Genomic DNA, 6757 nt, shown 5'->3' with positions numbered 1-6757 from the left:
TTAAATAATGTTAACTGTTTCGTGATTGTTTCCCCTGACTCACCCTCTAAAACCTTTAATAATAAAGATAGCTTAGAGGTTTCTACCGCTTGCTGATCAATATCCACCCCATAGATATGAGTTAATAAAATGTGCTTTCTTTCAGTTGAGGTTAAACGGAAGTTACCACCCGTAGTTTGATATACTTTCTTTTTATATTTATTAAAATTTTGAAGATACTGCTGTAAATACCAATCTAGTAAAAATTGATAAGCCACAATTAAAAAAGAACCTGAACCACAAGCCGGATCAATAATTGTTATTTCTTTTATCTTTTCTGGCTTTTTACCCTCTAAAATTTTACCAATAGTTTGTTTAACAATATAGTCAACAATATAACTAGGAGTGTAATAAACACCTCCTGCTTTTCTAACTTCTGGTTTAGCTTCGACAACAGCTTGACGACTTGCTGACAGAGTAATTACCTTACCTAAAAACTGCTCATAAACTTGGCCTAGAATTTCCACCGGAATAACTGAAAACTCATAAGGACTTTCAGGAGGATAGAGTTTTCTAATAATTGGTTTTAAAGTGGTATCATCAATTTTGAGGTTGAGGGTAAAATCATCTGGATCATCCCTTCCTTTCTCAATTTGAAAATGAAATAAGCCAGAATTATAACGATAATCTGCATTTCTAAATAAATACCCTAATTCTTCATAAATATTTTCTAATCTTAATAAATTAAATAACTGTTCATAGATTTCAATTCCCCGATCTTCGCAGATACGTAAAAAGACAATTCTGTTAATTGTCATTTGTACTGCAAAATTTAACTCCCGTTGTTTAATTTCCAAGTTACGCCAAGCAATATTAACTGCTAAATTTTCTCGCCATTTTTCAATTTCCTGTAAAAAAGCTTTATCAACAGTAATCCCTGATTTAACTTTAGTTTCAGCAAAATTATCTAAAGAACCATTTAATACCGCTTCTTTAGATAAAAGATTATATATCTCGTCCCAGTTATCTACATATTCTGTATATTTAAAATATATAATTCTAGCTGTCGATGCTGAATCATTTTGATTCGGCATGATTCGACAATCATAAATCGCAAATTCTTCAAAATCAGTTAAAATACTCAGGGGTAACTTTGCTGACCATCCATAACGCCTAAGTTGAAAAGCAGCACTAATATTTTTTCCTACATTCACCGCAGGTTTTTTAGCTTCGACAAAAAACTTTCTAACTCCACCAACACGAAAACTATAATCAGGGGCTTTGGCTTTTTTGGCATCACTAATTTTTAAACTATCTTCGTGAACAACATCTTTATAAATATCAGAAGCTTGTTGTTCATTTCTAATATCCCATCCTAACGCTGCAAAAAATGGATCGATAAATTCAATTCTAGTTTGTGTTTCATTCAAACTACCAGCCCGATATAAATCTATTGAGAAGTGAAAATGATCGACAAGTTGAATAATGCTAGGTGGTGCAGTCATAATTAGTCCTTAAAGTGGTTTAATTAAGCGATAAATCGCTCACTACAAACCAATTTTATTTTACCTTAATTTTCATATTCAAAATTTATCAATCTCTTCCCTCACTAAAGTTGCTATCTTTTGGGCTGCTCCACTTTCACCGCGAATATTTCGGAGTTTAGCGCGCATATCATCCAATTTTTCTGGATGCGCCAAAAAGTCTAAAACCATTTCCCCAATTTCTTGTGGTTGAAGTTTACCCATAAGTTCTGGCACTATCTCTTCCTGTGCCCAGATATTTGGCCATGCTAATAAACCTTTGCGTCTCACAAATCTCAGAAATGACCAATTAATCACCTTGGCAAAGGGTGTACCAACTACTGGTAGATTTGCCAACAATCCAGGTAAACCATCCCAAGAACGCATCGCGTCAAGTTGCTGGGTTGGCAGTAAAACAATCATTGGCACTCCTAAAGCACCAAGTTCGGCAGTATTTGCCCCCACCGTAGTCAAGCAGATGCAGCACTGGGATAATAAGTGATATGCAGGGTTTTCTTGCCACAGTTCCACAGTTAAGCCCGTTGCTGTTTTGAGCAATGCCTTGCCTTTGGCATCCTCTGGGACAATTAAGGAAGCACCGCCACAGCCAAAGATTTCAGCAATAGAGTTCTTTTGGGGATCGGCAAAACTAGCTAAAGTTGGTAAATCCAAAGTTGGGGCTACAGGAATTACAAATCTGGTTTGCGGTCTTTTTGCATGAATGTATTCGGCAATGACTAGAGTTAATGGTACTCCTTGGGCTAATTTTGCTGCTTTTGAACCAGGGAGTAAACCAATCAATTCAGTTTTTTGTCCTACCTTGTAAGAAGCTGTTGACGCATCTATGTCATTAGTCATTTGTCCTTTGTCGTTTGCTAAGGACAAATGACCAATGACTAATGACGAATGACCACTAGCTTCTAGCATCAAATCACCGACAACGGTGAATTTATGAGCATATTTTTGAGGGACACGGGCGACAACTTGGGGTTTCATGATTCCAAAGCGATCGATCAAATTATGCCATCTGGCTTCCCATTCGGCGTAAACCACTGTGCGATATCCGAGCTTTTTGCCGATGACTACGGGAAAAATTTGATCGCCGCCCAAAAAAACAACTACACCGCGACTTCTCCAGTCCCAATTTTCAAATGTTTTGCCCCAAAGCAAAAATTGCCAAAAATGCTCTGCTCCCTGTACTCTATCTACTTCTGGGTAAGAAAGAGCGATCGCTGCTTCTTTACCACTGGCATTTGAGCAAGGTGATAATACCACAGAAATTCTTACTAAAGAATGGTCATCCCCTAATTCTTGCCGCAACGCCTTTACTACTGGACGCACCCAAGTTGTGACTTCACCTGGGCCATTTGAAAGGATAAGAATATCTACTTGAGTCATTAGTCAAAAGGCAAATATTACCTAATTTGTTCTTTTTTTGGGCAATCTAAAATATAGCCCTTTTTTTTGCTAACCCATTGTAATAACTCAAAATATATTGGAAAGCTTCTTTTGTCCCAAATTACACTTACCATGAACAGATTTAGACAACCCCAATTTGTGCGGTCAATTGCTAAATAAATTATTTGTTGGGGTTCAAAATATATTTCTAACCATTCGATAACTATCGGAAACCAAATTTTTTTGATGTCGAGATTTGGCAATGACAAAAACTTACTTGTATGTAGAGAGCCGTTGTCATGAAGAACAACAGTGATGCGACCAGTTTCAGCTACAGTCTGTTGTGCAATGAGTGCAACCCAATCCATAACTTCAACGTAGCGTTCTGTTTTAAACCCACCTTGAACCAAGGCATACTCGAAACTGACCTGGGGCGACCCACAAACCCAAAATACTTATGCGACCACCACGACTACCAACTTGTGCCATTTGTTTTTGGCAACCGACACGGCTGTAAGTGTAGCTGACTGGACTCCAACGACTACCTGTGTACATCTGGACAGACGGGCAAGAGAATTCTGAAAGTAATTCTGTGCGTTCTCTTAATCTCCCTGTGTCTTTAAAATCTTCTATTGTTAGCTGATTTGTTGGGTTATGAAGCTTTTTTCCAGTACAAGAAGTAATAATTAGTATACGAGGGCATGAAATTGTGCTAGTTGAAACCAAGGGTTTTGTTAAGGGCGATTTAGTCATTTATTAGTACCATCCCCTGCTGAGTCGTTTTGCATGGCTTAGTCTAAACTCCAGTTAATTTGTGAGAGCGAGAGGCTTTTGCCAGAAGGAACTAGAATTAGGAAACACCTAGCTGGGTTCTTCTGACTTTTGAAATTAGGAGTGCATGTGTGCCAAAATCCCCTAAATATTTGCTGATTGGATCGACCGAGAATTATAGCGGTAAATCTGCAACTGTTCTGGGTTTGTCCAATCAGCTACAGCAAAAAGGTCTGGATATTAGCTATGGTAAACCACTCGGTACGTCTTTCAATTCGTCTGGTGGAACCGTAATTGAAGAAGATGTCCAGTTCATCGCTCTTAGCCTCAATTTGCCGGAAAACCGCGTTGCACCTACAATGCTGGCTTTGGATGAACCAAATGTGCAAAAGCGCTTACGGGGGGAAGACAAAACCGATTATCAGCAGTCCCTAATACAGCAATATTTACATAAATCTCAAGGAGATTTGGTGTTATTGGAGGGGCCTGGTGATTTGTCGGAAGGCAATTTGTTTGACTTGTCTTTGGTGCAAATGGCTGAAGTATTGGATGCTGGTGTGCTGTTAGTAGCCCGCTATAAATCGTTGCTGTCGGTTGAGTCGCTATTGGCTGCAAAAGGGCGTGTAGGCGATCGCTTGATTGGAGTTGCCATCAACGATATCCCTGTCACCCAACTAGAAGCGGTTGACACTATCTTGCGCCCATTTTTGGAACAGCAGGGTATTCCGGTGCTAGCAATGCTGCCAAGCAGCGATTTGCTTCGCAGCGTCAGTGTTGGCGAACTAGTCAAGCAGTTAAAAGCTGATGTTCTCTGTCGCAACGATCGCATGGATTTGTTGGTAGAAAGTCTGGCAATTGGAGCGATGAATGTTAATTCAGCCGTGAAATATTTCCGCAAACGCCGGAATATGGCAGTGGTAACAGGAGGCGATCGCGTGGAAATTCAGCAAGCGGCTTTAGAAACTTCTACCCAATGTTTAATTCTCACCGGGCAACTACCACCGCCACCGTTTATTCTCAGTCGCGCTGAAGAACTCGAAATCCCCATTTTGTCTGTTGACTTAGATACCCTGACTACTGTAGCAATTGTTGACCGCACTTTTGGTCAAGTCCGTGTCCACGAGCCGATTAAGGTTCAGTATATTCATCAGTTGATGTCTGAACATTTTGACATTGAGCGCTTGTTATCCAAACTAGGTTTAACTCCCGCAGCCGCATTGTCTTAAGATTCATGAGTGTATTGAAGGAGGCAGGAGGCAGAAGGAGTAAATTATCCGGGATCGAATCCCGGATGATTTGAATCAAAATTAGCAGCAATGTCTAACTTAAGTTTTTTTCGCATCTACACGCTGTTTGGTAGAATATCTGGGTCGTTTAGTCTGATTATCTCCATCTTTGAGCCAATCAACAGACCTTATTAACCTCGATACATTAGCGCAAGAACTGGCTACAATCCAGCAAACAGGTTCTAAAAGAATTGCCTTGCTGGGTTCTCGTCACGTCCCGATTACGCATCAGAATCTTATTGAAATGATGACTTATGCCCTAGTTTTATCGGGTAATCGAATCATCACTTCTGGTGCTACAGGTACAAATTCAGCTGCTATCAAGGGAGCAACCCGGGCTGATGCAAATTTGTTGACGGTGATTTTACCCCAAAGTCTGGAACGCCAGCCTTTGGAATCGCGCCAGCAACTAGAACAAGTAATGCATCTAGTCGAAAATCCCAGTAATGATACTCTGTCCCTTGCTGAAGCTAGTTATTTGTGCAACAAAGAGATTGTCTCCCGTTGCCAGCAACTAATCTGCTTTGCATTTCACGACAGTCGCACCTTGTTACAAACGTGTCAAGATGCAGAAGAACAAAGAAAAGTGGTGACGCTTTTCTACTTTGATTAGTCATTTGTCATTTGTCTTTTGTCATTTGTATTTGACTAATGACCGATGACTGATGACTGATGACTAATAACCAATGACTAATAAGTAATGATAATTTTTTTGTACTCGATCGCGGCTGCTGTCGTTCTCATTTATGTGCCATTTTTGCTAGTAGCGTATGCCCGTGTGCGTATTGGAAATGAAATGTTTTCTACTCCACGCGCTCTGTTTGATAAGTTGCCACCTTATGCCCAACGAGCTACTTGGGCGCATCAGAACACCTTTGAAGCCTTTATGATATTTGCCGCAGCCGCATTAATGGCTTATGTAACTGGTGTAAATTCTTTGACAGCGCAAGTAGCTGCGATCGCCTTTGTGGTGGCGCGTTTACTATACTCAATTTTTTATATTTTGAATATACCCCTTTTGCGATCGCTGATGTTTGCTATTGGCATTTTTAGCTCTGGCACTCTTTTTTTATTGAGTATCATCCAAGCTACTAGTTAAATTGGGTCATGGTGCATGGGGGGCAGGGGGCAGGGAGATGAGGGAGATGAGGGAGATAAGGGAGACAAGGGAGATGAGGAGATAAACAAAATTCCTAACTCAGCACTCAGCACTCCTAACGCCCAATCTAAAATCTAAAATCTAAAATCCAAAATATTTTATGGCTTCTACTTTTTCCTTTGACGTTGTGAGCGACTTTGACCGACAAGAGTTGGTTAACGCCGTCGATCAAGTTATCCGAGACATCAAAGGTCGTTACGACCTCAAAGACACTGAAACTACTCTTGAGTTAGTCGAAGAAAGCATTAACGTTAGCACTGACAGCGAATTTACCTTAGATTCTGTACACGACATCCTGCGGGAAAAAGCCGCCAAGCGTAACCTATCCCAAAAAATCTTTGATTTTGGCAAGGTTGAATCAGCCAGTGGTAATCGCGTGCGTCAAGAAATCAAACTCAAAAAAGGCATTAGTCAGGAAATCGCCAAACAAATTTCCAAATTGATTCGGGACGAATTCAAAAAAGTACAAGCCTCAATCCAAGGTGATGCTGTGCGAGTTTCTGCCAAATCTAAAGATGACTTGCAAGTTGTAATGCAGCGACTAAAACAAGAAGACTACCCAGTTGCGTTGCAATTTACAAATTACCGTTAAAAGATTCGTAATTCGTAGTTTAGTTTTTAACTACGAATTACGAATTACG

At 40.1% G+C, this 6757-nt stretch carries 8 protein-coding genes and 1 pseudogene; 5 read left to right on the top strand and 4 right to left on the bottom strand.

Going from position 1 to position 6757, the window contains the following annotated elements; translation table 11 throughout:
* From HWQ37_RS20785 to HWQ37_RS20770, 4 genes and pseudogenes are all read right to left on the bottom strand, one after another.
* A partial coding sequence (locus HWQ37_RS20785; RefSeq protein WP_292750400.1) for a DNA methyltransferase occupies nt 1-1484 on the bottom strand: 1484 nt, incomplete at its 3' end.
* A 78-nt stretch (nt 1485-1562) separates the two neighbouring features.
* Complete coding sequence (locus tag HWQ37_RS20780; RefSeq protein WP_292750398.1) at nt 1563-2900, bottom strand: glycosyltransferase family protein; 1338 nt, start codon at nt 2898-2900, stop codon at nt 1563-1565.
* An 80-nt stretch (nt 2901-2980) separates the two neighbouring features.
* Nucleotides 2981-3175 (bottom strand): annotated as a pseudogene (locus HWQ37_RS20775) (IS4 family transposase); the annotation flags it as partial.
* A 115-nt stretch (nt 3176-3290) separates the two neighbouring features.
* Nucleotides 3291-3653 carry a hypothetical protein gene (locus HWQ37_RS20770; protein ID WP_292750396.1) on the bottom strand — a complete coding sequence of 121 codons (363 nt, stop codon included), beginning with the start codon at nt 3651-3653 and terminating at the stop codon, nt 3291-3293.
* A 149-nt stretch (nt 3654-3802) separates the two neighbouring features.
* Here HWQ37_RS20770 and HWQ37_RS20765 point away from each other — a divergent pair, with 149 nt between their 5' ends.
* The 5 genes from HWQ37_RS20765 (at nt 3803) to HWQ37_RS20745 (ending at nt 6708) form a co-directional block, all read left to right on the top strand.
* Nucleotides 3803-4897 carry a phosphotransacetylase family protein gene (locus tag HWQ37_RS20765; protein WP_292750394.1) on the top strand — a complete coding sequence of 365 codons (1095 nt, stop codon included), beginning with the start codon at nt 3803-3805 and terminating at the stop codon, nt 4895-4897.
* A gap of 169 nt (nt 4898-5066) precedes the next feature.
* Nucleotides 5067-5570, top strand: coding sequence for a DNA recombination-mediator protein A (locus HWQ37_RS20760; protein WP_100902618.1), 504 nt, complete (start codon nt 5067-5069; stop codon nt 5568-5570).
* A gap of 87 nt (nt 5571-5657) precedes the next feature.
* Complete coding sequence (locus HWQ37_RS20755; RefSeq protein WP_292750392.1) at nt 5658-6056, top strand: MAPEG family protein; 399 nt, start codon at nt 5658-5660, stop codon at nt 6054-6056.
* Between the two features lie 15 nt (nt 6057-6071).
* On the top strand, nt 6072-6194 hold the full coding sequence (locus tag HWQ37_RS20750; protein WP_292750390.1) for a hypothetical protein: 123 nt from the start codon (nt 6072-6074) through the stop codon (nt 6192-6194).
* Nucleotides 6195-6216: 22 nt separating this feature from the next.
* Entirely contained in the window at nt 6217-6708 is a 492-nt protein-coding gene (locus tag HWQ37_RS20745) for a YajQ family cyclic di-GMP-binding protein (protein ID WP_292750388.1), read from the top strand.
* Nucleotides 6709-6757 lie beyond the last annotated feature (49 nt).

Source organism: Nostoc sp. NMS4, assembly GCF_017115095.1.
Lineage (GTDB): Bacteria > Cyanobacteriota > Cyanobacteriia > Cyanobacteriales > Nostocaceae > Nostoc.
Note: the sequence above shows the minus strand (reverse complement) of the source record. Positions and strands in the feature narration are given on the sequence as shown.

What these genes read in the sequence shown, in the direction of transcription:
- HWQ37_RS20780 (WP_292750398.1), bottom strand. Translation starts at nt 2,900, where the DNA reads ATGACTCAAGTAGATATTCTTATCCTTTCAAATGGCCCAGGTGAAGTC.
- HWQ37_RS20770 (WP_292750396.1), bottom strand. Translation starts at nt 3,653, where the DNA reads ATGACTAAATCGCCCTTAACAAAACCCTTGGTTTCAACTAGCACAATT.
- HWQ37_RS20755 (WP_292750392.1), top strand. Translation starts at nt 5,658, where the DNA reads ATGATAATTTTTTTGTACTCGATCGCGGCTGCTGTCGTTCTCATTTAT.
- HWQ37_RS20750 (WP_292750390.1), top strand. Translation starts at nt 6,072, where the DNA reads ATGGGGGGCAGGGGGCAGGGAGATGAGGGAGATGAGGGAGATAAGGGA.
- HWQ37_RS20745 (WP_292750388.1), top strand. Translation starts at nt 6,217, where the DNA reads ATGGCTTCTACTTTTTCCTTTGACGTTGTGAGCGACTTTGACCGACAA.